The sequence below is a fragment of the Acidovorax sp. KPB24-07 genome, assembly GCF_057543315.1.
Genome location: NZ_BAAJYS010000031.1, coordinates 1 through 26,192, shown reverse-complemented (window position 1 = coordinate 26,192; position 26,192 = coordinate 1). Strand labels below are relative to the sequence as shown.

29 protein-coding genes and 1 tRNA gene are annotated in these 26,192 nt (G+C 64.1%); 18 read left to right on the top strand and 12 right to left on the bottom strand.

Annotated elements, in window-relative coordinates:
- Positions 1 to 133 precede the first annotated feature (133 nt).
- Positions 134 to 958 carry an N-formylglutamate deformylase gene (gene hutG / locus AC27IQ_RS06480; RefSeq protein WP_284428708.1) on the top strand — a complete coding sequence of 275 codons (825 nt, stop codon included), beginning with the start codon at positions 134 to 136 and terminating at the stop codon, positions 956 to 958.
- A gap of 68 nt (positions 959 to 1,026) precedes the next feature.
- Here the strand turns inward: hutG and AC27IQ_RS06475 are convergent, their stop codons facing one another.
- Positions 1,027 to 2,973 carry a phosphatase PAP2 family protein gene (locus AC27IQ_RS06475; protein ID WP_487088950.1) on the bottom strand — a complete coding sequence of 649 codons (1,947 nt, stop codon included), beginning with the start codon at positions 2,971 to 2,973 and terminating at the stop codon, positions 1,027 to 1,029.
- A 157-nt stretch (positions 2,974 to 3,130) separates the two neighbouring features.
- Here AC27IQ_RS06475 and AC27IQ_RS06470 point away from each other — a divergent pair, with 157 nt between their 5' ends.
- On the top strand, positions 3,131 to 3,385 hold the full coding sequence (locus tag AC27IQ_RS06470; protein WP_284428706.1) for a hypothetical protein: 255 nt from the start codon (positions 3,131 to 3,133) through the stop codon (positions 3,383 to 3,385).
- Between the two features lie 67 nt (positions 3,386 to 3,452).
- Here AC27IQ_RS06470 and asd read toward each other — a convergent pair whose 3' ends face one another.
- Positions 3,453 to 4,304, bottom strand: coding sequence for an archaetidylserine decarboxylase (gene asd, locus AC27IQ_RS06465; protein WP_284428705.1), 852 nt, complete (start codon positions 4,302 to 4,304; stop codon positions 3,453 to 3,455).
- 452 nt (positions 4,305 to 4,756) lie between these two features.
- Here asd and infA point away from each other — a divergent pair, with 452 nt between their 5' ends.
- Together infA and AC27IQ_RS06455 are read left to right on the top strand one after the other, a co-directional pair.
- Complete coding sequence (infA, locus tag AC27IQ_RS06460) at positions 4,757 to 5,005, top strand: translation initiation factor IF-1 (protein WP_092739728.1); 249 nt, start codon at positions 4,757 to 4,759, stop codon at positions 5,003 to 5,005.
- Positions 5,006 to 5,078: 73 nt separating this feature from the next.
- A tRNA-Pro gene (locus tag AC27IQ_RS06455) sits at positions 5,079 to 5,155 on the top strand.
- A gap of 169 nt (positions 5,156 to 5,324) precedes the next feature.
- Here AC27IQ_RS06455 and AC27IQ_RS06450 read toward each other — a convergent pair.
- Complete coding sequence (locus AC27IQ_RS06450; protein WP_487088949.1) at positions 5,325 to 5,546, bottom strand: hypothetical protein; 222 nt, start codon at positions 5,544 to 5,546, stop codon at positions 5,325 to 5,327.
- Between the two features lie 145 nt (positions 5,547 to 5,691).
- Here AC27IQ_RS06450 and AC27IQ_RS06445 point away from each other — a divergent pair, with 145 nt between their 5' ends.
- Positions 5,692 to 6,489 carry an acetyltransferase domain-containing protein gene (locus AC27IQ_RS06445; RefSeq protein ID WP_487088948.1) on the top strand — a complete coding sequence of 266 codons (798 nt, stop codon included), beginning with the start codon at positions 5,692 to 5,694 and terminating at the stop codon, positions 6,487 to 6,489.
- Positions 6,490 to 6,599: 110 nt separating this feature from the next.
- Here the strand turns inward: AC27IQ_RS06445 and AC27IQ_RS06440 are convergent, their stop codons facing one another.
- The 5 genes from AC27IQ_RS06440 to AC27IQ_RS06420 form a co-directional block, all read right to left on the bottom strand.
- On the bottom strand, positions 6,600 to 7,385 hold the full coding sequence (locus AC27IQ_RS06440) for a foldase protein PrsA (protein ID WP_284428702.1): 786 nt from the start codon (positions 7,383 to 7,385) through the stop codon (positions 6,600 to 6,602).
- 67 nt (positions 7,386 to 7,452) lie between these two features.
- Positions 7,453 to 7,722 carry a BolA family protein gene (locus AC27IQ_RS06435; RefSeq protein ID WP_284428701.1) on the bottom strand — a complete coding sequence of 90 codons (270 nt, stop codon included), beginning with the start codon at positions 7,720 to 7,722 and terminating at the stop codon, positions 7,453 to 7,455.
- Entirely contained in the window at positions 7,719 to 8,306 is a 588-nt protein-coding gene (locus AC27IQ_RS06430) for a septation protein A (protein ID WP_487088947.1), read from the bottom strand. Before AC27IQ_RS06430 ends, AC27IQ_RS06435 begins: the two co-directional genes overlap by 4 nt.
- A 37-nt stretch (positions 8,307 to 8,343) precedes the next feature.
- Positions 8,344 to 8,757 (bottom strand): peptide-methionine (R)-S-oxide reductase MsrB, encoded by a 414-nt coding sequence (gene msrB, locus AC27IQ_RS06425; protein WP_272563923.1) that lies wholly within the window; start codon positions 8,755 to 8,757, stop codon positions 8,344 to 8,346.
- Positions 8,754 to 10,238 carry a protein adenylyltransferase SelO gene (locus AC27IQ_RS06420; RefSeq protein ID WP_487088944.1) on the bottom strand — a complete coding sequence of 495 codons (1,485 nt, stop codon included), beginning with the start codon at positions 10,236 to 10,238 and terminating at the stop codon, positions 8,754 to 8,756. The genes msrB and AC27IQ_RS06420 overlap by 4 nt, the downstream gene beginning before the upstream one ends.
- 187 nt (positions 10,239 to 10,425) lie before the next feature.
- On the opposite strand from AC27IQ_RS06420, the gene AC27IQ_RS06415 reads away from it, so the two are divergent.
- The 13 genes from AC27IQ_RS06415 to AC27IQ_RS06355 all read left to right on the top strand — a co-directional run bounded on the left by AC27IQ_RS06415 (position 10,426) and on the right by AC27IQ_RS06355 (position 21,348).
- Positions 10,426 to 12,066, top strand: a complete 1,641-nt coding sequence (locus AC27IQ_RS06415; RefSeq protein WP_487088942.1) for a 3-(methylthio)propionyl-CoA ligase — start codon at positions 10,426 to 10,428, stop codon at positions 12,064 to 12,066.
- Between the two features lie 147 nt (positions 12,067 to 12,213).
- Positions 12,214 to 13,449: a branched-chain amino acid ABC transporter substrate-binding protein gene (locus AC27IQ_RS06410; RefSeq protein ID WP_284401886.1), complete on the top strand. Its 1,236-nt coding sequence runs from the start codon at positions 12,214 to 12,216 to the stop codon at positions 13,447 to 13,449.
- Positions 13,450 to 13,535: 86 nt separating this feature from the next.
- Positions 13,536 to 14,489 carry a branched-chain amino acid ABC transporter permease gene (locus AC27IQ_RS06405; protein WP_487088941.1) on the top strand — a complete coding sequence of 318 codons (954 nt, stop codon included), beginning with the start codon at positions 13,536 to 13,538 and terminating at the stop codon, positions 14,487 to 14,489.
- A gap of 4 nt (positions 14,490 to 14,493) precedes the next feature.
- Positions 14,494 to 15,804 carry a branched-chain amino acid ABC transporter permease gene (locus AC27IQ_RS06400; protein ID WP_487088939.1) on the top strand — a complete coding sequence of 437 codons (1,311 nt, stop codon included), beginning with the start codon at positions 14,494 to 14,496 and terminating at the stop codon, positions 15,802 to 15,804.
- Positions 15,801 to 16,595: an ABC transporter ATP-binding protein gene (locus AC27IQ_RS06395; protein WP_272563917.1), complete on the top strand. Its 795-nt coding sequence runs from the start codon at positions 15,801 to 15,803 to the stop codon at positions 16,593 to 16,595. Before AC27IQ_RS06400 ends, AC27IQ_RS06395 begins: the two co-directional genes overlap by 4 nt.
- 3 nt (positions 16,596 to 16,598) lie before the next feature.
- Positions 16,599 to 17,294, top strand: coding sequence for an ABC transporter ATP-binding protein (locus AC27IQ_RS06390; protein WP_272563916.1), 696 nt, complete (start codon positions 16,599 to 16,601; stop codon positions 17,292 to 17,294).
- A gap of 238 nt (positions 17,295 to 17,532) precedes the next feature.
- A complete protein-coding gene (locus tag AC27IQ_RS06385) occupies positions 17,533 to 18,768 on the top strand; it encodes a transglutaminase family protein (protein WP_487088937.1) in 1,236 nt (411 codons plus the stop codon).
- Between the two features lie 16 nt (positions 18,769 to 18,784).
- Positions 18,785 to 19,381, top strand: a complete 597-nt coding sequence (locus AC27IQ_RS06380) for an RHS repeat-associated core domain-containing protein (RefSeq protein WP_487088935.1) — start codon at positions 18,785 to 18,787, stop codon at positions 19,379 to 19,381.
- Complete coding sequence (locus tag AC27IQ_RS06375) at positions 19,378 to 19,671, top strand: hypothetical protein (protein ID WP_487088933.1); 294 nt, start codon at positions 19,378 to 19,380, stop codon at positions 19,669 to 19,671. Before AC27IQ_RS06380 ends, AC27IQ_RS06375 begins: the two co-directional genes overlap by 4 nt.
- Before the next feature lie 266 nt (positions 19,672 to 19,937).
- Positions 19,938 to 20,066: a hypothetical protein gene (locus tag AC27IQ_RS06370; RefSeq protein ID WP_487088931.1), complete on the top strand. Its 129-nt coding sequence runs from the start codon at positions 19,938 to 19,940 to the stop codon at positions 20,064 to 20,066.
- A 40-nt stretch (positions 20,067 to 20,106) separates the two neighbouring features.
- Positions 20,107 to 20,343 carry a DUF6980 family protein gene (locus AC27IQ_RS06365; protein ID WP_487088929.1) on the top strand — a complete coding sequence of 79 codons (237 nt, stop codon included), beginning with the start codon at positions 20,107 to 20,109 and terminating at the stop codon, positions 20,341 to 20,343.
- A 120-nt stretch (positions 20,344 to 20,463) separates the two neighbouring features.
- On the top strand, positions 20,464 to 20,964 hold the full coding sequence (locus AC27IQ_RS06360; RefSeq protein WP_487088927.1) for a hypothetical protein: 501 nt from the start codon (positions 20,464 to 20,466) through the stop codon (positions 20,962 to 20,964).
- A 57-nt stretch (positions 20,965 to 21,021) separates the two neighbouring features.
- Positions 21,022 to 21,348, top strand: a complete 327-nt coding sequence (locus tag AC27IQ_RS06355) for a hypothetical protein (protein WP_487088925.1) — start codon at positions 21,022 to 21,024, stop codon at positions 21,346 to 21,348.
- Between the two features lie 99 nt (positions 21,349 to 21,447).
- Here the strand turns inward: AC27IQ_RS06355 and AC27IQ_RS06350 are convergent, their stop codons facing one another.
- From AC27IQ_RS06350 to AC27IQ_RS06335, 4 genes are all read right to left on the bottom strand, one after another.
- On the bottom strand, positions 21,448 to 22,248 hold the full coding sequence (locus AC27IQ_RS06350) for an amino acid ABC transporter permease (RefSeq protein WP_487088923.1): 801 nt from the start codon (positions 22,246 to 22,248) through the stop codon (positions 21,448 to 21,450).
- Positions 22,245 to 22,907 carry an ABC transporter permease subunit gene (locus tag AC27IQ_RS06345; RefSeq protein ID WP_272568813.1) on the bottom strand — a complete coding sequence of 221 codons (663 nt, stop codon included), beginning with the start codon at positions 22,905 to 22,907 and terminating at the stop codon, positions 22,245 to 22,247. The genes AC27IQ_RS06350 and AC27IQ_RS06345 overlap by 4 nt, the downstream gene beginning before the upstream one ends.
- Positions 22,908 to 22,913: 6 nt before the next feature.
- Complete coding sequence (locus AC27IQ_RS06340; protein WP_487088921.1) at positions 22,914 to 23,816, bottom strand: glutamate ABC transporter substrate-binding protein; 903 nt, start codon at positions 23,814 to 23,816, stop codon at positions 22,914 to 22,916.
- Positions 23,817 to 23,976: 160 nt separating this feature from the next.
- Positions 23,977 to 26,192: molybdopterin-dependent oxidoreductase (locus tag AC27IQ_RS06335; RefSeq protein ID WP_487088919.1), on the bottom strand; the 2,216-nt coding region annotated here is incomplete at its 5' end.

Here is a 26,192-nt window from a genome sequence, read left to right as displayed (position 1 = left end):
GGGGCGCCACGCCGCTGCACGACCGTGCCGCCGCCGCCTTCGTGGCGGCCCGCACGGCCACCATCACCCGCGCCGGGCATTGACCGACCGGCCGGCCCTCGGCTTTCGAAGCCCCCAACGCAGACCCGATCGCATGACCGCCACCCATTCCCCGCCACCCTTCACCTTCCACCAGGGCACCGCGCCGCTGCTCGTGTCCATGCCCCACGTGGGCACGCATGTGCCCCCGGACATCGCCGCGCGCTTCACCGACGAGGCCCGCCAGGTGCCGGACACGGACTGGCACCTGGAGCGGCTCTACGGCTTTGCCCGCGACCTCGGCGCCTCGATCCTGGTGGCCACGCACTCGCGCTATGTGATCGACCTGAACCGGCCGCCGGACGGCGCCAGCCTGTACCCCGGCCAGAGCGTCACCGGCCTTTGCCCGGTGGACACCTTCGACGACACGCCGATCTACGCGGAGGCGGGCGATGCGCCGGACGACGCCGAGATCGCCGCGCGCCGCGATGCCATCTGGGCGCCGTACCACGCGCAGCTGGCCGCCGAGCTGGAGCGCCTGCGCGCCGCCCATGGCGTGGCCATGCTGTGGGATGCGCATTCCATCCGCTCCGTGCTGCCGAGGTTCTTCGCGGGCAAGCTGCCGGACCTGAACCTGGGCACGGCCGAAGGGGCCAGCTGCGACCCGGCGCTGGCGCAGGCGCTGCTGCGCATCGGGCAGTCCGACCCGGCGTACACCGCGGTGCTCAACGGCCGGTTCAAGGGCGGCCACATCACGCGGCACTACGGCGATCCCGCGCGCAACGTGCACGCGGTGCAGCTGGAGATGACGCAGTGCAGCTACATGCAGGAAGCCTTGCCGTTCCACTACCTGCCCGAGGTGGCGGCCGGCGTGCAGCCCGTGCTGCACCGCATGCTGGAGGCGGCGCTGCAATTTGCCCGCACCCGGGTGCGGGCGTAAGGCCCGCCAGGAGCGGCCGGTCCGCGCCCGCCGCACCGGGGGGGAAGGGCGGCGGGGCGCCCGCGGCGTCAGGCCGCCGCGTCGATCCGAAGCTGCACGGAGTCGTCCAGATAGATGGGCGTGACCTTGAAGCCGTTGACCGTGATGCTGCCGAACGTCCCGCGCACCGGGGCGCCACGCACCAGCGTGAGGGTCGATCCGATCGTTGGCGTGAAGCCCGAGCGGAAGGCGATGCGCAGGGTGCCCGCCAGCGTGACCGGGCCGGCGGCCTGCAGCTGGCCGGCGCCGTTGGCGCCCACGCGCAGTTCCAGCGTGCTGCTGCTGCCCAGGGTGAAGGCGCCGCCGATGGCCAGCTCCGCCGACGTGTTGCCGATCAGCGTGCCGCCGCTCAGGTACACGTCGCCTTGCCCCAGCGCGCTGCTGCTGTCGGCCCGCACGGCGCCCGCGGCCACTTCCGTGCCCCCGGTGTAGCGGTTCGCGCCCGCCAGCACGAGCGTGCCGCTGCCGCGCTTGGTGAGCTTGCCGGCGCCCGCGATGGGATTGCGCCAGGCGTCCAGTGCGTTGAAGCCGCCCTGCGCCGCGTCCATGGTCACTGCCACGTCGCCATTGAAGGCGCCGTAGCCGTCGCCGGCCGCGAACAGGTTCAGGCGACCCCAGCCTTCGGCGTCGTCCAGCACCGGGTAGCCCGAGGCGATCGCGGTGGTCTTGAGCACCACGCGGCGCTGGCCCGCATCCAGGTAGGGGAAGCGTGTTTCCAGCAGCACCTCGGCGCTCTTGGGCACGACGGCCGGGCGCGTGGTGTCGCCGATGGGGGCGAAGCCGAACGTCATGCGGCGCAGGTACTCGGCCTGGTTGGTGGCGCGGTCGGCGAAACGGTCGGCCGTGGTGGCCTGCGAATGGGCGATCTGCAGGAATTCCTCCGGCGTGCGCGCACCCACCGCCGCCATCAGCGTGCTGCGGGCCTGGGCCACGGCAGCGGCCTTGCGCGGCGCGTTCACGCCGGTGGCGATGCTGGCGGCGGCCACGGCCTGGCCGTGCACGCGGCCGCTGATCACATCCAGGGGCGAGTGCATGCCGGCCAGGATGCGGCTTTCGCCCAACTCCAGCCCGCGCGCCAGCATTTCCTGGAACCGCTCCGGCACCAGGTAGGCCATGGCGATGGCATCGCGCACGCCCTCGGCGGTGTGGCCGCTGGTGAAGCCGCCGTCGGTGGCTGGGGTGGTGCTCTTGGCGGGCACCAGGGCCGGCACGATCTGCACATTGGCGCTCCAGCGCCACGGGCGGGCGTATTTGTAGAAGCGCTTGGCTGGCTCGGTCGAGCCGTTGTCGCCGATGCCGCCGATGAAGTCCACCACCGTGCCGAAGCCCGCATTGGCGCTGTCGCCCACGCCAGCGTTGTTGCCGGTGTCGTTGTAGAGCACCGTGGTCGCATCCGCGGGAATGCCCGAAATGCTGGTCTTTTGCTGCGCCGCGGTGCGCCATGCATTGGTCAACGGGCCCAGGCCATCGGTCACGCTGTAGGCCTTGCCGCGCCGGTCGTCTTCGTAGGCCAGGCGTTCCTGGGCCGCGGTGCGGCGCGCCGTGGCGTCCACCACGTACTGGATGTTGCGGGTGTGCACCTGCGCGTTCAGCACCGTGCCGTCGGTCGCGTCGCCGGGAATGCCGGTCCAGGCCGCTGGCTTGATCGCGGGGAAGGCGCCGTTGGCATCGGCCGTGACGCCGGCATCCACCAGCAGCGTGCTGGGCTTCCAGATGTCGAGAAAGCCTGACAGCACCCGAACGCCGGCGTTGGTGGCCAGCGTGGCGTAGCGGGCATCGCCGCGCTGGTTGGTGAAGGCGAAGTCCACGAACGGGGGCGTGGTCGACTCATTGGGCACCGGCGCCGAATCGGCATACCCCAGGCCGCGCGGCGCATCCGGTGGTGCGGCATCGGAACCCCCGCCGCCACAGGCGGAGAGCGCGAATGCGGCGGCAAGCGCCAGGATCAGGGTGCGTCGGGGCAGGGGCAGCGTCATGGGGAGCAGGCAGGTTGGAAAGGCGAGGGCGAAAACGGGTGCGCGCAGGCCGCTCGCGGCCTGCTGCGGCTGCACTCTAGGGTCGCGCTGTGACAGCGCCATGACGCCGCACGCCAATCATTTCCCCGCAAAGGGCCGCAGCGGAGTAGCATGCGCCATGGACATCGCCCCCACCCTCGCGCCTGCGGTCGCGGAAAAGCCCGCAGCCCTGCCTGGATGGGGAGAGTTCTTTCACATGCCGCTGTTTCGGCCCGGCACCGCGGTGCGCATGGGCGACCAGTGGGAAACCGTGAGCCACGTGGCCCTGCGCCGCCAGGAACTGGCCATCTACCTCGTGGGCCACGAGGCGTCCGTCTCCCCCAGCCGGCTCTTCCTGGCACCCAGCGCGTTCACCACCGTGCGCAAGCGCTGAAGTCTCACGGCATCCCGCTTCATGCAGGAGCCGGGCAGGCCGACTCAGGCCTGGGTCATCCGATCGCTCAGCCGGCCGACTGCTCGGCCATCGCCTCGCCCAGCCGCACGGGCCGGGCAGGGGCCCATTGCTCCGAAAACCGCACCGCACCGCGCTGAAACAGAAGCACCACGGTGGAGCCCAGCAGGAAGCGGCCCATTTCCTCGCCCTGGCGCAGCACGATCTGCCGGTCGGCATAGTCCCAGTGGCGCAGCTCGCCGCTGCGCGGCGGGTTGACCTGACCGTGCCACACCGTGGCCATGCTGCCCACGATGGTCGCGCCCACCAGCACGAGCACCATCTTTCCCAAAGGCGTGTCGAACACGCACACCACGCGCTCGTTGCGCGCGAACAGGCCGGGCACGCCCCGCGCCGTGACCGGGTTCACCGAAAAAAGGTCGCCCGGCACATGCACCATGCGCAGCAAGGTGCCATCGCAAGGCATGTGGATGCGGTGGTAGTCGCGGGGGCTCAGGTAGATCGTCGCGAAGCTGCCGTTGTCGAACTGCGCGGCCAGCGCCGCATCGCCGCCCACCAGGGCCGTGGTCGAGTAGCGGTGACCCTTGGCCTGGAAGATCTGGTCCTGGTCGATGGGACCGAACTGGCTGATCGCCCCATCCACCGGGCAGACCGCGGCCGCCGCGGCGAGCGGGCGCACACCGGGGCGCAGGGCGCGGGTGAAGAAGTCGTTGAACGTGGCATATGCGGCCGGGCGGGGCTCGACCGCCTCGCTCATGTCCACCCGGTAACGGGCGATGAAACGCTCGATCGCGGCCGTGGTGCGGGGGCCGCCCTGCGCCCGTGCAAGCCGCCCCGCCAGCGCCGTCAGCGCCTGTTTGGGAAGTAGATATTGAGGCAGTACGGCAAGGCGGTCTGACAAGGTGGACTTCCTGAGCGGTTGGGGTGCGAGGCATTCTACCGAGCGCGCCTGCGGGGCCCGGCCGTGCGCCTTGACGCTGCATGCGCAGGCCATCTGGCGCCAGATGCCGGAACGAAGTCAGTCGGGGCCGCTGTCAAATCGATGCCATTCACCACGGGGTGCAACCGTCCCGGTGCATGGGCCGGCGAGCGGCGCAGTGGTGTATCGGCACTATTCCACACGATTCCTTACTACGTTACAATGGTGCGGTTTTGCGCAGCGCCTCGCTGCCGCTGCTGTGTGTGGAAGCCGCCCCGCCGGCCTTTTCCTACCGATGCGCCATGGGGCGCAGTGACCACCCCCGCTTGCTGTGCACCGCGCCTGGATCTCTTGCGAGATGGGCCGACATTCCGGTTGCAGTTTCGCGCAGGCCCCGATACCTCCTATTACTGTTTGAAGATTGACTTGAAATCATGGCCAAAGAAGAACTGATTGAAATGCAGGGCTCCGTGACGGAAGTCCTGCCCGATTCCCGCTTTCGCGTCACGCTGGACAATGGCCATCAACTGATCGCCTACACCGGCGGCAAGATGCGCAAGCACCACATCCGCATTCTTGCCGGTGACAAGGTCTCGCTGGAAATGTCCCCCTACGACCTGTCCAAGGGCCGCATCACCTTCCGCCACCTCCCAGGCCGTGGCCCGGGCCCCTCGTCGCGGTGATTTGGAAAAAAACTGGCAAATTTCCTTGAATCTTCCAAATACGGCTGTGATGCAGGGTTAGAATACTAGCTGTCGGAGCGTAGCGCAGCCTGGTAGCGCATCTGCTTTGGGAGCAGAGGGTCGCGAGTTCGAATCCCGCCGCTCCGACCATTGATTCAAGGGGTTAGGTCATTTGACCTGACCCCTTTTGTCTTTTTAATTTCCCTCTCCAGTATTTCCTTTGCTGCAGTTTCCCGCGTCCATGGCAGGCGCGCGAAGGTCAGCCCCGGGTGCGGAGCAGTCTCAGGGTCCATTCGCGCTGGTGTGCCAACCGCTCCGCTTATTCCTCTTCCATGAGGAAGGGTAAATCCGGCGCGCTGGCTTCGGGAATCGCATGCTCGAACACCATGCGCAATGCGGCAGGCTCCTGGTGCAATATCACCAGGGCCTGGGCCAGCATATTCAGCGGTTGCACCTGGGTCGTGACGTTGGCGAGTGCGCTTTTGAGCGTTCTGATTTCCTCGCGCAGCAGTTCTATTTCTGCTTGTGGATGATTGTCCATAATGCCTCCTCGGTCCCATGCTAGAACGGGGCCATAAGGCCAACAAGCTGAAATTGCATCCAGCACCACGGTAGGCCCACCCTGAGGCTCAGCCATGGCAGCGCCTGGACCGATCGCTCCACCATTTCCCACTCTTCCAAAGCACATGGCAACGTCCCGTCCGTTTTCCCCCTTTGGCTCTTCTACGCGCACCGGCGGGGCGCGCATGGAGGGCGTGGACGCCTTGCGAGGCGTGGCCATGGTGTGGATGACGGTCTTCCATTTCTGTTTCGACCTCAGCCACTTTGGGTACTGGCCGCAGAATTTCCGTGCCGATCCTTTCTGGACGACCCAGCGGACAGCCATCGTGGCGCTCTTTCTCTTTTGCGCGGGGCTGGGACAGGCACTGGCCTGGCAGCAGGGTCTCGGATGGGCCCGCTTCTTCAAGCGCTGGCTGCAGATCGTGGGATGCGCCTTGCTGGTCACCGCAGGGTCGTCCCTGATGTTTCCGCAGAGCTTCATCCATTTCGGCGTCTTGCACGGGATGGCCGCCATGCTCCTCGTTGCGCGATGCACGGCCGGGTGGGGCGCTTGGCTCTGGCCTGCCGGCGCGATGGCCGTGGCGCTTCCCTCTATCGCAGGGTGGGCGCTGACGGAGGGGCCGCTGGCGGCCGGGGCGCCCACGTTCAACGGCTATGCGCTCAACTGGCTGGGACTGGTGTCGCGCAAGCCTTTCACCGAAGACTACGTGCCGGTGCTGCCCTGGCTGGGCGTGATGTGGTGGGGCCTGGCGAGCGGGCAATGGGTGCTGCAACAGCGCCCACAATGGATGGTGGCCACTCTGCCCCGGGGGCTGTCGCCGCTGGCGGTGCTGGGGCGCTGGAGCTTGAGCTATTACATGCTGCACCAGCCAGTCATGATCGGCCTGCTCATGGCGGCATCCTGGGTACTGGGCCGTTCCTAGGAAAAGGGGAAAAGGCCCGGTCCCAAAAGCAGAACGCGGCCCGTGAGGCCGCGTCGAGACGAAAGCGTGTCGGCTTGGCAGGTGACTGCCAATCCGCCGGCTACGAGCGATTATTCGATCTTGGCCTTCGTGCGCAGTTCTTCCTGGAACTTCGCCAGCTTTTGCTGCTGCAGTTGCTGCGCCACCTGGGGCTTCACTTCTTCCAGCTTGGGCAGCTTGGCTTCGCGCACATCGTCCAGGCGGATGATGTGCCAGCCGAACTGGGTCTTGACCGGCGTCTGGGTCATCTGGCCCTTGTTCAGCTTGACCAGCGCTTCGGTGAACTCGGCCACGTAGCTGCTCGGAGCCGACCAGTCCAGGTCGCCGCCACGGGCGCCGGATCCGGGGTCCTTGGACTGCTTCTTGGCGATGTCTTCAAACTTGGCGCCCTTCTTGATGGACGCGATGATGGCCTTGGCTTGGTCTTCCTTTTCCACCAGGATGTGGCTGGCCTTGTATTCCTTGCCGGTGTTGGCGGCAACGAACTTGTCGTATTCGGCCTGGATTTCGGCGTCGGTGACGGGGTTGGCCTTTTGGTAGTCGGCGAACAGTTCGCGGATCAGGATGGTCTGGCGGGCCAGTTCCATCTGGACCTTGTAGTCGGGCGAGGCTTCGAGGCCGCGCTTCTGGGCTTCCTGCAAGAAGATTTCGCGGGCGATCACTTCTTCCTTGATCTGGCCTTCGACCTCGGGGGTCACGGGGCGGCCGGAGCGTTCCACTTGCTGCTTCAGGACCTCGGCACGTTCCTTGGGAACGGCCTTGCCATTCACAACGGCGAGGTTTTGAGCGTAGACGGGAAAGGCCGTCGCGCCCAGCACGGCAGCGGCCACGAGGCCGGACAAGAGCTTTTTCTTCATTGGGGAGTCCACAAAAAGGAAATGAGTTGCAGCCGTTTGGGCCGCAAGTCCGACAAATAGGGCCGGATCAAAGAACTTCAATGGCTATGGCGTGAGCGCCTTGGTCAATAAATTCTTGCAGCGCATCATACACAAGGCGATGTTGTGCCACGCGGGGTTTGCCTGTAAACAAAGGTGACGAAATCCGCACCCGGAAATGGGTGCCGAAACCCGTTCCGTTGGCCCCGACATGGCCTGCATGGGCGGCGCTTTCGTCCAGCACCTGCAGCGCGGAAGGGTTCAGCCGCTCCCGCAGCCGGGCCTCCATGGCCTCGGCGGTGATGGCCAGCGCCGTCATGGCTGCACGTCCTTGCGGGCCGCCTCGGGCGTGGTCTTGGGCACGGCCTTGGTGTCGTCTTCCTTCATATAGCGGCTCAGGTACAAAGCCTGGCCGATGACGAACACCGCCATCAGCCCGATGCCGCCGAACAGCTTGAAGTTGACCCAGGTGTCGGTGTCGAAGCGGTAGGCCACCCACAGGTTGACCAGACCCATCACGGCGAAGAACCCGGTCCAGCTCCAGTTCACGGTGCGCCAGGCGGTGTCGGGCAATTCCATCTGCGCGCCCATCAGGGAGCGGATCAGGTTCTTGCGGAAGAACAGCTGGCCGATCAGCAGCGCCGAGCCCATCAGCCAGTACAGCACGGTGGGCTTCCACTTGATGAAGGTTTCGCTGTGCGAGAGCAGCGTGGCGCCGCCGAACACCACGATGACGCCCAGGCTCACCCACTGCATGGGCTCGACCTTGCCGTTCTTGTACCGCAGGTAGCCGATCTGCAGCACGGTGGCGGCGATGGCCACGGCCGTGGCCGTGTAGATGCCCCACAGCTTGAAGGCCGCGAAGAACAGGATGATGGGAAAGAAGTCGATCAGCAGTTTCATGGGGGAGGGCTGGAGCGTGGGCGGGCGTTGCCGCCGTTCAGGAGGAGCCGGGCTCGAAATCGAGCGATGCGGAGTTCATGCAGTAGCGCAGGCCGGTGGAGGCGGGGCCGTCCTCGAACACGTGGCCGAGGTGGGCCCCGCATTGTGCACAAACCGTCTCCGTCCGGACCATGCCATGGCTGCGGTCCACGATCTCCTTGATCGAGCCCGGCACCGCCTCGGAAAAGCTGGGCCAGCCGCAGCCGGCGTCGAATTTGGTGCCGGAGTCGAACAGCTTGGCGCCGCAGCACACGCAGTGGTAGCTGCCGTCGGCCCAGTGCGCTTCGTACTTGCCGGTGAAGGGTCGCTCGGTGGCGGCGTGGCGGGTGACTTGCCAGGCGACGGGCTCGGCGCCTTTGCTCTGCAGCAGGGCCTGCCATTCGGCATCGGTCTTTTTGATGGGGAAGGTCATGATGAGCAGCTGATTTCGATGGAGGAAGCCCAGTCGGGCGGGAAGTCGGCCCAGGACTCGTGGCCCGGGTGTTCGTCGAACGGTTCGGCCAGCAGGGCCTGCAGGGTGTGAAGCGGCGCGAAGTCGCCTTGCGTGGCCGCGCGGATGGCCTGCTCGCCCAGGTGGTTGCGCAGCACGAATTTCGGATTGCATTTCAGCATCAAATCGGCCATATGCCGGGGATTTGATTGTCCTGGGTGCTCTGAAAATGATAGCAACCACCCCTCCCAGCCCGCCCGGTCGATGAACAGGTCGCGCACGGGTTCGAAGTCGCCGCTGGCCACGGCATGCGACAGGCTCCGCCAGAAGATGGGGTAGTCGACCCCGCCTTGGGCGAGCAGGTTGAGCAGGCCGTCCACCAGCGCAGCGTCGCCGTCGTGGACGGCCTGCAGCCCGAGCTTGCCGCGCATGCGCTGCAGGAACGCGGCCGGGAACACGGTCTGGTAGGACGCGAGCGCTGCCTGCGCCAGCGCCACGTCCTCGATCAGCGGCAGCAGCGCCTGGCCCAGCCGGAACAGGTTCCAGTAGGCCACGTTGGGCTGGCGGTTGAAGGCATAGCGGCCCTGCGTGTCGCTGTGATTGCACACATGGCCCGGCACGAACGCGTCGAGGAACTGGAAGGGCCCGTAGTCGATCGTGAGGCCCAGGATGCTCATGTTGTCGGTGTTCATCACCCCGTGGCAAAAGCCCTGCGCCTGCCAGTGGGCGAGCAGTTCCGCCGTGCGCTCGCTCACCGCCTGGAGCAGGGCGGCGTAGGGGTTGCCGCCCGGCGCGTCCGGGCCACGGCACTCGGGGTAGTAGCGGTCGATGACGTAGTCGGCCAGCGTGCGCAGCTGCGGCAGCAGGTCGCGTGCCGCGAAGTGCTCGAAGTGCCCGAAGCGGATGAAGCTCGGCGCGGTGCGGGTCACGACGGCGGCGGTCTCCACCACCTCGCGCTGCACCGGGGCGGGCGAGCCGGTCAGGGCCAGCGCCCGCGTGGTGGGCACGCCCAGCGCATGCATGGCTTCGCTGCACAGGAATTCGCGGATGCTCGAGCGCAGCACGGCACGGCCATCGCCCCCCCGCGAATACGGCGTGCGCCCGGCGCCCTTTAGCTGTACCTCCAGGCCGCCGTCGGTCTCGCCCAGCAGGATGGCGCGGCCATCGCCCAGTTGCCCCGCCCACACCCCGAACTGGTGGCCGCTGTACACCGTGGCCAATGGCTGCATGCCCGACAGCAGCGCGTTGCCCGAACACACCTGCAGTGCCGCGTCGGAGGCCAGCCAGGCGTCGGGCACGCGCAGCTGCTGTGCGGCATCCAGGCTCGTGGCCACCCAGTGCGGGGCGGGGAGGGGGGTGGGCACCAGTTCGGTGAAGAAATCCGGGCCCAGCGCTGCAAAGCCGTTGCGCCATTCGAGGCCGGACGCGGGCGCCGTCGCGGCGGTGGGAAGGGGGGCGTTCATCTGCCGAATTGTCTCCGACCCGCTTTGCCACGCGCGGCGAGGGGGCTTGGGCGCCCGGGGCCGCGGCGGCGGCTGTCAAGCTGGCGACAGATGCGGCCCCGGTGCTTGGCGCCCCCAGGGCGGCAGCACACAGGGCGCACGGTAGGATGCCGCGGAACCATTCACAACGACAACCCAAGGAGCCAACATGCTGGGCCTGATGCAGAGTCAACCCTTGCTGATTTCCACGCTGATCGAATTCGCCGAGCGCCACCACGGCGACGTGCAGATCGTGTCGCGCCGCGTCGAGGGCGACATCCACCGCTACACCTACCGCGACATGGCGGTGCGGGCGCGGCGGCTGGCCAATGTGCTGGACGGCATGGACCTGGCAGCCGGCGACCGCGTGGCCAGCCTGGCCTGGAACGGCTACCGCCACATGGAGATGTACTACGGCGTGAGCGGCTCGGAGCGGGTGATGCACACCATCAACCCCCGCCTGCACCCCGAGCAGATCGCGTGGATCGTCAACCACGCCGAAGACCGGGTGCTGTGCTTCGACATGACCTTTCTGCCCATCGTGCAGGCCGTGCACGCCAAGTGCCCCATGGTGCGCCAGTGGGTGGCGCTGTGCGATGCCGACCAGCTGCCCGCCGACAGCGGCATCCCCGGCCTGCTGAGCTACGAAGCCTGGATCGGCGAAGCCCCTGACACCTACGTGTGGCCCACGTTCGACGAGAACACCGCCTCCAGCATGTGCTACACGAGCGGCACCACCGGGCACCCCAAGGCGGTGCTCTACAGCCACCGCTCGACCCTGCTGCACGCGTATGCCGCCGCGCTGCCGGACGTGATGGGCCTGTCGGCCAGCGATGCGGTGCTACCCGTGGTGCCGATGTTCCACGTCAATGCCTGGGGGCTGCCGTACTCGGCGCCGCTGGTGGGCGCCAAGGTGGTCTTTCCCGGCCCGGCGCTGGACGGCAAATCGGTCTATGAGCTGATGGAGGCCGAGGGCGTGACTTTCGCCGCTGGCGTGCCCACCGTGTGGCAGATGCTGCTCAACCACGTGAAGGCGGGCGGCCTGCGCTTCGGCCAACTGAAGCGCACCGTGATCGGCGGCTCGGCCTGCCCGCCGGCCATGATCCAGTCGTTCCAGGACGACTACGGCGTGCGCGTGCTGCACGCGTGGGGCATGACCGAGATGAGCCCGCTGGGCACGCTGTGCTCGCTCAAGAACAAGCACCTGGCGCTGCCGCGCGGCGAGCAGATGCAGATCCTCATGAAGCAGGGCCGCGCGATCTACGGCGTGGACATGAAGATCGTGGACGGCGACGGCCACGAACTGCCCTGGGACGGCAAGACCTATGGTGACCTGCTGGTCAAGGGCCCATGGATCGTCGAGAACTACTACCGCGGCGAGGGCGATCCGCTGGTGCCCGATGCGCAGGGCCGCGGCTGGTTCCCCACGGGCGACGTCGCCACCATCGATGCCGACGGCTACATGCAGATCACCGACCGCAGCAAGGACGTGATCAAGTCCGGGGGCGAGTGGATCAGCTCCATCGACATCGAGAACATCGCCATGGCACACCCGGCCGTCGCCATGGCCGCGTGCGTGGGCATGCCGCACCCCAAGTGGGATGAGCGGCCCATCGTGGCGGTGGTCAAGCGCCCGGGCGCGGAGGTGACGCGCGAGGAACTGCTGCAGTTCTACGCGGGCAAGACCGCCAAGTGGCAGATCCCGGACGATGTGCTGTTCGTGGACGCGATCCCGATCGGCGCCACGGGCAAGATGCTCAAGGCCAAGCTGCGCGAGCAACTCAAGGACTACCGCCTGCCGGGCCTGTGACGCACGCCGGTGCGGCGAGGGGGGGCGCGAGAGGCCGCCGCCCAGTCGCATGCGGGATAGCGGATAGGGTGAATCCCTGAGCATCTCCTCTGTGGCGTGCCTTACGCTGCGCCCTGTTCCATTCAAGAACCCAAGAGGAGACAAGCGATGAGATTTGCTATCAAGGCTGTAGCTGCATCCGCAATCCTGGTGAGCGCTGGCGGCGCGTTCGCTCAAAAGGGCGACACGGTGAAGATCGCCTGGCTCGACCCGCTGTCCGGCCTCATGGCGGCGGTGGGGACCAACCAGCTCAAGAGCTTCCAGTTCCTCTCGGAGGAGTTCAACAAGAAGAACGCGGCGGGTGTGAAGTTCGAGATCATCGGCATCGACAACAAGCTCAGCCCGCAGGAAACCACCAGCGCCCTGCGCTCTGCCATGGACCAGGGCGCGCGCTACGTGGTGCAGGGCAACGGCTCCGGCCCGGCGCTGGCCATCATCGACGCGCTGGAAAAGCACAACGCGCGCAATCCCGGCAAGGAGGTCATGTACCTCAACTACGCCGCCGTGGACCCCGACCTCACCAACAGCAAGTGCAGCTACTGGCACTTCCGCCTGGATGCCGACACCTCGATGAAGATGGAGGCCATGACCACCTTCATGAAGGACCTGCCCGAGGTCAAGAAGGTGTACCTCATCAACCAGAACTACTCGCACGGCCAGCAGGTCTCCAAGTTCGCCAAGGAGAACCTGGCGCGCAAGCGGCCCGACGTGCAGATCGTGGGCGACGACCTGCACCCGCTGGCCCAGGTGCGCGATTTCGCGCCCTACATCGCCAAGATCAAGCAGTCCGGCGCCGACAGCGTGATCACCGGCAACTGGGGCTCGGACCTGGCCCTGCTCATCAAGGCCGCCAACGATGCGGGGCTGGCCAACGTCAACTTCTACACCTACTACGGCGGCGTGACGGGCAGCCCCACGGCCATGGGCGCGGCGGCGGCGGGGCGCGTGTACATGGTGTCGTACAACCACCTGAACCTGCCCGGCGACATCGGCCGCGTGGTCACCGAGTACAAGAAGAAGTTCAACGACGACATGTACACCGGTGCCGTGTACCACGCCTTCGCCATGCTGGATGCCGCCTTCGTGAAGGCCAAGTCCACCGACCCGGTGAAGGTGGCCCCCGTGCTGGAGGGCATGAAGTTCAACAGCTTCAACGGCGAGGTCGAGATGCGCAAGAGCGACCACCAGCTGCAGCAGGGCCTGTTCGTCTCCAAATGGGAGAAGGCCGGCGGCAAGTACCCTAACGACGCGGAAAATACCGGCTACACCTTCGTGCCGGTGAAGTACTACGAGCCCTACGTGGCCAGCACGCCCACCTCGTGCCAGATGAAGCGGCCCTCCTGATCCGGGCATCCGATTTCATTGCTGTGAGACCTTGGGCCCGGGGTTCCTCGGGCTCTTTTTTTTAACCGTGCGGGCGCTGTTCTTCGATGAATCTTGAGTTTTTCGTGATCTCGCTGCTCAACGGCGTCAGCTACGGGCTGCTGCTGTTCATGCTCAGTTCGGGGCTCACCCTCATCTTCAGCATGATGGGCGTGCTCAACTTCGCCCACACCAGTTTCTACATGCTGGGGGCCTACATCGCCTACACCTTGTCCGGCCTGGTCGGCTTCTGGGTGGCACTGTTCGTGGCGCCGCTGCTGGTGGGCGCGCTCGGTGCGGCGTTCGAGCGCTACGCGCTGCGCCGCGTTCACCAGTACGGCCATGTGCCCGAACTGCTGGTGACCTTCGGCCTGTCGTACCTGGTGCTGGAGGTGGTGCAGCTGGTGTGGGGCCGCTCCACCGTGCCCTATGGCCTGCCCGCGCATTTGCAGGGGCCGCTCTTCACGCTGTATGGCACGCAATTCCCGAAGTCGCGGTCGTTCGTGATGCTGGTGGCGCTGCTGATGCTGCTGTCCGTGTGGCTGCTGCTCACCCGCACGCGCATCGGCCTGGTGATCCAGGCCGCGCTCAAGCACCCCGACATGGTCGAGGCGCTGGGCCACAACGTGCCGCGCGTGTTCATGCTGGTGTTCGGCGGCGGCTGCGCGCTCGCCGGGCTGGCGGGCGTGATCGGCGGCAACACCTACGTCACCGAGCCGGCCATGGCGGCCTCGGTGGGCTCGATCATCTTCGTTGTCGTCGTCGTGGGCGGCATGGGGTCGCTGGCCGGGGCCTTCCTTGCCTCGCTGCTGATCGGCGTGCTGCAGACCTTCGCGGTGGCGCTGGACTATTCGCTGGCGCATGCGCTGCGCGCGGCCGGCATGGCGGTGACCGAGCAGACCTTCGGCTGGCCGCTGCTCAAGCTCACCGTGTCGCAGGTGGCGCCCATCCTGCCGTACCTGCTGCTGGTGCTGATCCTCATCTTCCGGCCCAAGGGCCTGCTCGGCACGCGGGAGGACTGAACCCATGCGCTCCCACACTTCCTCGCCGCCGGCCTACCGGTTCAAACCGCTCAACATCGGGCGCATCGTCATCTGGGGCCTGTTCGCGGCTGCGCTCATCGTGGCGCCCATGCTGTTCACCAGCAGCCTGGCGCTCACCATGCTGTCGCAGATCGGCTACCTCATCGTCATCTGCCTCTCGTACAACATGCTGCTGGGGCAGGGCGGCATGCTGAGCTTCGGCCATGCCGTGTACACCGGCCTGGGCTCGTTCATCGCCATCCATGCGATGAACCTGGCCGGCAAGGGCGCGGTGCCCATTCCGCTGGTGTTCATCCCGCTCGTGGGCGGGCTGGCGGGGCTGTTCTTCGCCGTGCTGCTGGGTTTCGTCACCACCAAGAAGTCGGGCACCACCTTCGCCATGATCACCCTGGGCATCGGCGAGCTGGTGGCGTCCATGGCGCTGATGTTCCCCGAGTTCTTCGGCGGGGAGGGCGGCATCACCACCGACCGCGTGTACGGCAAGGGGTTCATGGGCATCACCTTCGGCCCGGCCATCCAGGTGTACTACCTGATCGCCGCCTACTGCTTCGTGTGCACCGCGCTCATGTTCGCCTTCACCGGCACGCCGCTGGGCCGCATCCTGAACGCGGTGCGCGACAACCCCGAGCGCGTGGAGTTCATCGGCTACAACACGCAGCGCGTGCGCTACTTCGCCTTCATCATCGCGGGCTTCTTCGCGGGCGTGGGCGGGGGGCTGGCGGCGATCAACTTCGAGATCGTCACCGGCGCCGACAGCGTGAGCGTGCTGCGCTCTGGCGGCTACCTGCTGTTCACCTTCCTGGGTGGGGCTACCTTCTTCTTCGGCCCCATCATCGGCGCGGTGCTGCTGGTGTTCGCCTCGGTGCTGCTGTCCGAGCTGTCCAAGGCCTGGCTGCTGTACCTGGGCCTCGTGTTCCTGTTCATGGTGATGTATGCGCCCGGCGGCATCGCCAGCCTGATCATGATGAACCTGCGCGTGGCCAAGTACGGCCGGCTGCACACGCTGTGGGTGTCGTACCTGGCCCTGGGCGGCACGGCCCTCGTGGCGGTGCTGGGCGCGGCCTGCATGGTGGAGATGACCTACCACCTGCAGCTCAATTCGGCGCTCGGGCCGCAGATGAACTTTCTCGGCGCCACGCTGAACGCGCGGGCCCTGTCCAGCTGGTTCGGGGCGGGCTTCGTGCTGCTGGTGGGCCTCGGCCTGTTCGAGACCGTGCGGCGGCAGTTCCTGCAGCAATGGGGCGCCATCCAGGAAGCCATCGAGCAGGACATCAAGCGGGGGAAGGCCGCATGAGCGTGACCCCCGTCAACACCCCCTATGCGCTGGAGTTGCGCGACCTGCACAAGCGCTTCGGCAAGACCGAGATCATCCGCGGCGCCAACCTGTGCGTGGCCCCGGGCGAGCGCGTGGCCATCATCGGCCCCAACGGCGCCGGCAAGTCGACGCTGTTCAACCTCATCAGCGGACGCTTCGGCGCCACCAGCGGCCAGGTGCTGCTGAATGGCCAGCGCATCGACGGCAAGGCGCCGTACGAGATCAACCGCATGGGGCTGTCGCGCAGCTTCCAGATCACCAACATCTTCCCCAAGCTCAGCGTGTTTGAGAACCTGCGCTGCGGCGTGCTGTGGAGCCTGGGCTACCGCTACACCTTCCTGCGCTTTCTCTCGCGCCTGCACGATGCCAACGAGCGCGCCACGCAGCTCATGGAGCAGATCCGCCTGGACAAGAAGCGCGACACGCTGGCCATGAACCTCACCTACGCCGAGCAGCGCGCGCTGGAGATCGGCATCACCATCGCCGGGGGCGCCAACGTCATCCTGCTGGACGAGCCCACCGCCGGCATGAGCAAGAGCGAGACCGCGCGTTTCATCCGCCTCATCAAGGAAGTGACGGTGGGCCGCACGCTGCTCACCGTGGAGCACGACATGGGCGTGGTGTTCGGCCTGGCCGACAAGATCGCCGTGGTGGTCTACGGCGAGGTGATCGCCTTCGACACCCCCGAGGCCGTTCGCGCCAACCCGCGCGTGCAGGAGGCCTACCTGGGCTCGGCCGTGGCGGCAGCGCAGCAGGCGGAAGGACACTGAACCATGCTCAAGGTCGACAACCTGCACGCCTACTACGGCAAAAGCCACGTGCTGCACGGCGTCTCGTTCGGCGTGCAGCCGGGCGAGATCGTCGCGCTGCTGGGGCGCAACGGCTCGGGCCGCTCCACCACCGCCAAGGCCATCATGGGCCTGGTGGACTGGGAGGGCACGCTCGAATGGAAGGGCCAGCGCCTCGATGGCAAGAAGGCCTACGAGATCGCGCACCTGGGCTTGGGCTACGTGCCCGAAAGCCGCGACATCTTTCCCAACCTGACCGTGCACCAGAACCTGCTGCTGGGCCAGAAGGGCAAGGGCAAAGGCAGCCGCTGGAGCTTCGACGACATGTACGGCATGTTCCCGCGCCTGAAGGAGCGCCAGCACACCGAAGCCGGCGTCATGTCGGGTGGCGAGCAACAGATGCTCACCCTGTGCCGCACCCTCATGGGCGACCCCGACCTCATCATCATCGACGAGCCCACCGAAGGCCTCGCGCCCAAGATCGTGGAACTGGTGGGGCAGTACCTCATGGCGATCAAGGCGCGCGGCATCTCGGTGCTGCTCATCGAGCAAAAGCTCACCATCGCCATGACCATCTCCGACCGCGCGCTGGTCATGGGCCATGGGAGCATCGTTTTCGAGGGTACGCCCCAGGGCCTGCGCGAGAACAGTTATGTGCGCAAGGAGTGGCTGGAGGTGTGAGGGGGGCGGGTGGGGTTGCTTTTGACGCAACCTGCCACCCTGTCCCGCTGAGGGCTCCTCTGGCCTATGGAGGACGCCCACGAGCATTCGCGCGACAAAAGCCACTCAAAACCATCGCAAGCAACACACTGATCAGTGGTTAACAAATAGTTAATATTTGGCATGCATTTTTGGCCCGCGCCGGCCGCTCTGCCTTTAACATCCGCCCCAACAAAAAAGATGAAACGGGGAGGTTTCAATGAGCGCAGAAGGCGCGGCCATGTGCGTGCACGTCGGCGATGCACAGGTCTTGGCTTCGGCCATGGACAAGTCCAGAAGGGCGTGCCCAGGGATGCACACCAATCATGGCCGCAAGACCCAACGCAGCAGTGCATTACAGGGCCCGCGAAATCTTGCAACGCGCCCCCGACCGAGGCGGGTACGGGGCGAGGCGGAACATGCATCGAGCCCCTCTCCCACGCCTCAATGGCTGGCCTTGGCGGTGCGTTTGACGCGATGGGCATCTGCCATCTTCTTCCTTGCATTGGTTTCGATGGCCCATGCCCAGCGGCTGAGCCAACCGCCGGATGAAAACCGACAAATCATCCAGAAGATGTTGGAAGCCCCAGAGGCCGAAATCGACCTGTCCAGAGCCAAATTGGTCATCGACCGAATGATGGACCCCAGTGTCGATGTCGATGCGACATTGGAACGATTGAATGAGATGGCGCGGGGGATTCGAAAGACGCTGCCCACAGGGGCGTCCAAACGCTTGATCTTGGACGCCTTGCGTTTTCACATCTATCAGCCCAACGAGTGGAACGAGCGGCGGCCATTTCAGTACGACCTGGAAGATCCGTACGGACGCAATATCAAAAACAAACTGTTGCTCAACTACCTGAGAACAAAAAAGGGTAACTGTGTCTCGATGCCGTTGCTGTTCATCTTCCTGGGCCAGCGGCTGGGACTGGACGTCAGCCTGGCGGCCGCCCCCAACCATCTGTTCGTGCAATGGCGAGACAGCGACGGCAAGTTGTACAACCTGGAAACGACCAGCGGCGCCGGCTTCACGCGGGACGCCTGGCTGCGCCAGCAGTCTCCCATGACCGATATCGCTTTGAAATCGGGGATTTACATGCGGCCCATGTCCAAGAAAGAGGCCATTGTCGCCATGGCAGAAACGCTCATGGCGTTTTATGAAAAGCAGGATCAGCCTTATCGGCATGCCGCGCTGGCTCAATTTTTGTTGAAATACAGTCCCAATGACATCTGCGCGCTTTTGAATCTGTTCGCTGCGAATCAGGAAATCCGAAAGCGGGAGTTTATTGGAAAATATCCTGGGCCCAGTGATATACCGGTGAGTGAGCGCCCGCGGCTCCTGATGCTGGATGATCAACTCAAGTCAATTTACGATCGGGCTTATGGGCTGGGTTGGCGGCCGTTGGAAATTTCTGCCAAAAATGGATACGGCGCAAATGCAAAATTTCAAAATTAGGAGAGGGAGAATCTTGATGAAATGGTTTAAATATATATTGCTTGTTAGTTTTTTGAGCTTGGTGCAAGGGCCTGCACTAGCACGGTATATACAGGCCGATCCAATCGGGCTGGATGGTGGGTGGAATAGATATGTTTATGTGGACGGCGATCCACTGAACTATATCGACGCAACTGGTCTGGTAAGAATGAATCCTTTGGCTTTGGCACCGGAGGGAGTTGGAGGCGGTGGGCTTGCGGGTCTTCCTCCTCTGCCACTTACTGGGCCTGGTGTGACTCGGCCATTTCGTGGTCCAAACGCGCTGCATGCACCAAATGCCACAGTAGTTGAGAAAATGAATAATCTTCCAATTACGACGGGAACTGATTGCTCTGAAATTGCAAAAGTGTTAATGAGCACCGCAGGCGATGGACGAATTTTGCGAGTTACAGGAAAGAATGGTGGTGATATACGCCTGATTGAGTATGGCAAGCTGGATGCTGGATTTAAATACCACGAGGTTTATAGTGACGGGAAATATATATATGATCCGCGCTTAAATAGCATTCCAGTCCCTCTTGGTGATTGGATACGAATGATTCAGCAGTTAAATCCTGGGGCGGTAATCAAATGAAAGATTTTGGCAGAGGTGTTATTAATGCTTTGGAAGGCGTTGCCAAATTGGAATGGTTTCGGTATCCCGTATTGAAGCCTGAGCAGATCGAATTTGTACTGCCTGTTGCTGTTTGGCGATTTGATAAAAATACGGTAGACGATCATCTCGAAAATCGTCTTATTTCTTGCTTGACTTCATTGTTGGAAAATTATAACGGTAATTTTCCATGGTCTTTGAGTGAGGTTGGTAGAAATTGGGTTCTACAGCCTTTGTTAATAAAAAAAATTGCAAGATTGCGGTGCATTTAAAAATGAGGAGGAAGTTAGGAATCATGTTTTAAATTTTCATTCAAATGTAATAGCGCAAGCGTTTGATGACTATAAGGCGATTGCAGGGCTTATGGAGGCTGAGTTAAAAGCCTTCTCTGATAATAATTAAAATATAAATGGCTGCGAAAGTGGAGTCCTATAGGTCACGTTTTTATGGGCATCATTGCACTCCTGCTGGTGAATATGGATATAAAGATCAATATGCAAGAGTGAAAAAAGAAATTTTTTGACCGTTTGGAGCAGAAATGCCCAGAGAAGTTTTATATGTCCGTGATGAAAAAATTTGTAGAAAGAAAGATAACTGGGAAAGCTATTTTCCTACTTGGTCTGCTGAAGATAAGGGATTTAAGCAGGCTGAACAATTTTTAAGCTGATGTAATCATTAAATATAGAATATGGCTTGGTGATTGTTAAATGGAATTTTTTCGACACTGCTGCTCGGCCATGTGTGATCGGCTAAGTTCGGATGATTTTAATTTGGAATTTATTTCAAAATTCAGAGAATACGGAATCACATACGGTGGCGGGGGGAGCCCATGGTGCGGGGGAAAACTGCCACCGTCTCTATGGAAGGCTTGGTTTGACGTCTTGGATCGGATTGGGTTGGAGCCGGAAGACGATATTCCTCTAGAAATGCAATCTGAAGCTTGATGGCTTAATGGTGGATATGAAAATTTAAATAGATAAATTTTATTTAAATATTGGAGTGCAAGCAATTTAAATAATCATAATCGAGTGAAGATGGTGAAATAATTGCTAATAATCTTATTAATGATCGAGAAAATGTCGGATAAGCAATCATTGATTTGCAGGAGGATAATTTATCCGAAATATTTGAGTAATCTTTCAAAAATATTGATTTTGCCTATCATGGATGCAAATTTGGGTGCGCCCGATGAGGCTAAGAAGCTTCGTGCGCAAAGCCAGGTTTTCGAAGGCATGAAATCGAGCACCATTGAGTTGGATTTTTCAATTCATGAAATTGAAAAATTTAAGAAAATATTTAATCATTTAAATGTTTTGAATATTTCGAGAATATATGTATGGATAGAGGGCGCTATCGATTGCGGCTTGGTGAAAATAGATTCATTGGCAGATGTCAATGTGGAGTATTTGTTGAGTTCTGCTGATTGGGGGATTATGGGGCTTTTGTCGGAAGATATGAAGGATTACTTGTTACTGGAAATTAACGAGTATGACGATGGATTGAAAATTGGATTGGATGCCAAGGGGGCTAGTTGGGGTATTATTGATTTTTCGAATATACAGTGACTGCAATGTTCGTTCTCCATTGTTTCTCGCTGGCTGCATAAAATTGCAGATAATTAAATGAAGATTTTAGAAGGCGAATTGGAAAATTTCCTACATGCTTTCTGTGAATCCAACGCGCGTTTCACATTGGTTCAATATTTCCAAAGCTGCCGTACTGGTGTATCGATTTTCAAAATATTTGATCAGCCGAATAAACTGGCCTACAAAATTGCCAGAAGCGATGGTTGTATTTTGTTTTTCGATCCTGATGAAGAAGAGTTTGGGCTGGCCTATCAATCGAAAAATGAAATTGTTTGTGCAGAGTTGATCGGCGAGTTGATGTTCGCCATTCAGGAGATGAATCGTCGGCACGGAAGGAATATGAACCGGTCGTCGACTCAATGATGGAGAGCGTTCCATCGGTTGCCGCGGTCAGAGTGAAAATCCCACGAGACCGCTCTCCTTTTCTCGCAGAGCGTCCCGTCACCGGGCTGCTGACGACCGTCAATGCACCGGCCGCCCCAGCCATTGGCTCGCCCTGGAGATCGCGTAATTCACCAGGCAGTACAGCGCCGCGACCACCAGGTACACCGGTACCAGCGAGTGGTAGTTGGCGATGAGCACCTTGGCGTTCTGCATGAGTTCGCCATAGGTGACGACGTAGCCGAAGGTGGTGTCCTTGACCACGATGACCAGTTGCGCGACCAGCGCCGGGACGATGTAGCGCAGCGCCTGGGGAAAGACGACGACGAAAAAGACCTGGACCTCGGTCAGCCCCAGGCTTCGCGCGGCGTCGGTCTGGCCGCGGGGAACGGCGAGCACGCCCGCGCGGTACACCTCGGCCACGACGGCGGCGGTGCTCAGGCCGACGGGCAGGGTCAGCATCCAGTAGGTGCTGAGTTTGATCCCGGCCGAAGGCAGTACCAGAAAGCACACGTAGATGAGCAGCAGCGTCGGCGTGCCACGCAGGAACTCGATGGCCGCGGTGCTGGGCCAGCGCACGAGCCCCGACCGCGCCCGGCGGCCCACCATCAGTACGAGGCCGAGGGTCAGCGCGATGACGGCGGCCATCGCCGCCGAGGCCAGCGTGCCGAGCAGGCCCTTGGCCAGGAAGGCCCAGGTCGTGGGCCAGGCGAAGAATTTCCAGAACCGGGCGTCGAGCTGCCCCGCCGAGTGGAACCGGAACGCGACCGCCGCCGCCAGCAGGAGCAGCAGGGCCGCCGCGGCCCCGCTTGCGACACGCGCGACGGTTTGGGCCCGGGGACTGGGCGCCCCGAACAGGATGTCTTCGAGGGGGCGGCTCATCGCAGGATTCGCACCTTCTTTTCCAGGGCGGCGCCGGCCCAGGCGATCAGCAGCCCGGACGCCACGTACATCGCGGCGGCCACTGCGAACGCGGCCATGCCGGCCGCGGAGTCGTTGGCGATCTTGGACACGAGCGTAGTGAGTTCCCGGCCCGGAAACGGCACCTGCGATGCCAACGAGGTGGACAGCATCAACGCAATGAGCAGCGAGGTCATCGGTTGCACCACCGCGCGCAGCGCCTGCGGCAGCAGCACCGCCGAGACGATGCGCATCGGGCGCATGCCCAGGCTGAGGGCGGCCTCGATCTGGCCGCCGGCCACGGTGTTGATGCCCGAGCGCAGGTAGTCCGCCGTGAACGCGGAGCAGACCAGTATCAACGTCAGGATGACGGCGGGCTCATAGTCGAACAGCACGTTCAGGTCGGGCAGCGCGAACACGATGAAGATCAGCAGCGCGACGCTGGGAATGTTGCGGAAGATCTCGACGTAGACGGTCAGGACGAAGCGCAGCGGCGGCAGCGGCAAGAGCCGAAGCACCGTCACGGCCATGCCCAGCACGAAGCCGGGCACGAACGACAGGACCGTGAGCTTCCACGTCAGCAAAAGGGCCTGCCCGAAGGCAGGCCCGTGGTCGGCCAGGAGCCGGGAAACCTCGCCCATCGGGGATCAGGGCAGGGCGGGGGGCGTCGGCACGGCGGTGCTGCCGGTGCGCTGTCCGATGGAAATGGTCCAGAGCTTGGCCCAGGTGCCGTCGGCTTCGATCTTCTTGAGGAAGGCATTGACGAAGGCCACGCCGTCCGAGCCCTTGGGCAGTCCGATGCCGTAGGGGTCTTGCGCACCGAAGGGGGCGCCGGCCAGTCTGGCGTCGCCGGTTCCCAGGCTCAGGGCGTTGAGCAGCAGCGTGTGGTCGGTCACGTAGGCATCCACGCGTCCCTGGCGCAGGGCGTCCAGGGCCTCCTGGTGGGTCTGGAACTCTTGCACGGCCGCCTTGGGCGCGTACTGCGCCAGGATCGCGGGGCCCGTGGAGCCCGCCTGCGTGGCGACCTTCTTGCCGGCCAGGTCGTCGTGTGACTGGATGGTCTTGTTGTTCGCCTTGACCAGCACGCCGGCCTGCGAGGTGTAGTAGGGCCCGGCGAACGAGATCTTCTCGGCGCGGGCGGGCGTGATGGAATAGGTGGCGAACACCATGTCCACCTGACCGTTGATGAGCACCTGCTCGCGCGTGGCCGAGGTCACCTGCGTGAACTGGACCTTGGCCCCGTCGCCCAGGATGTAGCGCGTGATGAGCTGGGCCAGGCCGGCGTCGAAGCCGCGCATCTTGCCGTCCTTCTCGTTGAGCAGCGAGAACAGGTTCGAGGTCTGCGTGCCGCCCAGGCGCAGGGTACCGGCCTGCTTGATCTTGCTGGCCCAGGTGCTGGATGCGATGGTGGCCGCGTCAGCGACGGGGCCCTGCGCGACCAGCGCGTCGAACGCCGCGGTGTTGATGGGCGTGCCCTGTGCGAAAAGCGACCCGCTGGAGGCGATCGCCAGGGCCACCACGGTGGATTTCAGAAGGGTTTTGATCGACATGCATTCCTCTCGAATGGTGTGTTGCGTGAATCCGTGTATAGCACCGATCGCCGGACTGCGGCGCCACGGGCGCGTGCCAGCGGCGAGCATAGCCCGACTCGCCCTCGACATGCTCCGCTGGCATGTGTGCTATTTAATTGATAGCGATATGCCCTAGTAACTATTGTGCTGGAGGCCAATTGGGGTACAAGTCCTGATCGGGCTGGGGCTGGCTTGTGGCCGAATGGGCGAACGCTGCGTCCACTTCCAACCGCTGCGGCGGCTCGAACGCCGTCACCTCCGGCAACGGCCCCCGCCACAGCGCCACCTCCACCCGCGCGCTCTGCGCCGCGCAGCCCTGCGACAGGCGGGAACTGCCGACATCCGGCGTGACCAGGTTGGGGTTGCCATGCTTGTCCAGGCTGCCGGCCACCTGCGGGTCCAGCGGGTCGTACCAGGCGCCCGTGGCGATCTGCGCCACGCCGGGACGCAGGCCGTCGCTCAGAACCGCCCCGGCCAGGAAGGCGCCGTGGGCGTTGAACACGCGCACCACGTCGCCCCCGGCGATGCCGCGGCGCAGTGCGTCGGCGCGGTTCAACGTGATCGGCTCGCGGCCCTGCACCTTGGTGGCGCGGCTCACGCGGCCGTGGTCGTATTGGCTGTGCAGCCGCGCCGCGGGCTGGTGCGACAGCAGGTGGATGGGCCAGGCCGATGCCTCGGGCGCGAACCACGTGGCCTGGCCCGGGCAGTCGTCGTAGCCGAAGCGGTCGATGGTCTGCGAGAACAGCTCGATGCGTCCTGAGGGCGTGGGCAGCGGGTGCGCGGCCGGGTCTTGTCGAAAGCGTTCCAGCAGCACCACGGGTGCGGCGGGCCGGGGCAGTTCGAGGTGGCCGGCGCTCCAGAATGCGTCGAACGGGGGCAGTGCGATACCCGCCGCTTCGGCGCGCGGGCGGGCGGCTTCATACAGGTGGCGCAGCCATTGCGCGGTGTCGCGCCCTTCGGTGTAGGCGGCCTCGAAACCCAGCCGCCCGGCCAGCGCGCGGAAGATGGCGTAGTCGTCCCGGGCCTCGCCCACGGGCGCGATGGCCGCGCGCATGGCGATCATGCGCGGCTCGCTGGCGGCGCTGCCGATGTCGTCGCGCTCCAGCGAGGTGGTGGCGGGCAGCACGATGTCGGAGTATTGGGCCTGCGCCGTCCATACCTGTTCGTGCGTCACGATGGTTTCGGGCCGTTGCCAGGCCTCGATGGTGCGGTTCAGGTCCTGGTGGTGGTGGAACACGTTGCCGCCGGCCCAGTACAGCAGGCGGGCATGGGGGTAGCGATGGCGTTCGCCGTTGTAGTCGAACGGCTCGCCGGGCTGCAGCAGCATGTCGGCGATGCGCGCCACGGGAATGAAGGCGCCAACGGGGTTGTGCCCCTGCGGCAGGCGCGCGCCCGAGAAGCTGCCGTGCCCGCTGCCGATGTAGTTCATGCAGCCGTACCCCAGGCCGAAGCCGCCGCCGGGCAGCCCGATCTGGCCCAGCAGCGCGGCCAGGGTGACGGCCATCCAGAACGGTTGCTCGCCGTGCCGCGCGCGCTGCAGCGAGTAGGTGCAGTTGACGAGGGTGCGCTGGCGGGCCATGCGCCGCGCCAGCGCCACGATGCGCTCGGCGGGAATGCCGGTCTGCGCGGCGGCCCACTCGGGCGTCTTGGCGGTGCCGTAGGCACCGTGGCCCAGCAGGGCGTCGCGCACGCGGTCGAAGCCCACGGTGTAGCGCGCGCAGAAGGCGGCGTCGTGCAGGCCTTCGGTGACCAGCACGTGGGCCAGGCCCATCATCAGCGCGGTATCGGTGCCGGGGCGGATCGGCAGCCACTCGGCTTCGGGCACGGCCGCCAGGTCGTCGCGTGCCGGGCTGATGTTGACGAAGGCCGTGCGCCCGCTGGTGGCCATGCGGGCCAGGGCCGGCGCCGCGCCGTGGTCGCTCGCGCCGCCGGGGCTCACCTGCGTGTTGCGCACGGGCAGGCCGCCGAAGGCCACGAACAGCTCGCAGTGCTGCGCCAGCACGTCCCACGCGGTGTGGTGCTGCAGCAGCGCGTCCATGCCATCGACGATGTGCGGCAGCAGCACGCGGCCGGCGCCCAGGCTGTAGCTGTCCTTGCTGGCGATGTAGCCGCCGAAGCCGTTCAGGAAGCGGTGCAACTGGCTCTGCGCGTGGTGAAAGCGCCCCGCGCTCGACCAGCCGTAGCTGCCGCCGAAGAGGGCCTCGTTGCCGTGGGCCGCGCGCACGCGGCGCAGTTCACCGGCCACCAGGTCCAGCGCGTCGTCCCACGGCAGCTCGACGAAGGGCTCGCGCCCGCGCAGGTGGCCGCTCGCGTGGCGCGTGGCCGGGTTCAAAAAGCTGCGGCGCACGGCGGGCC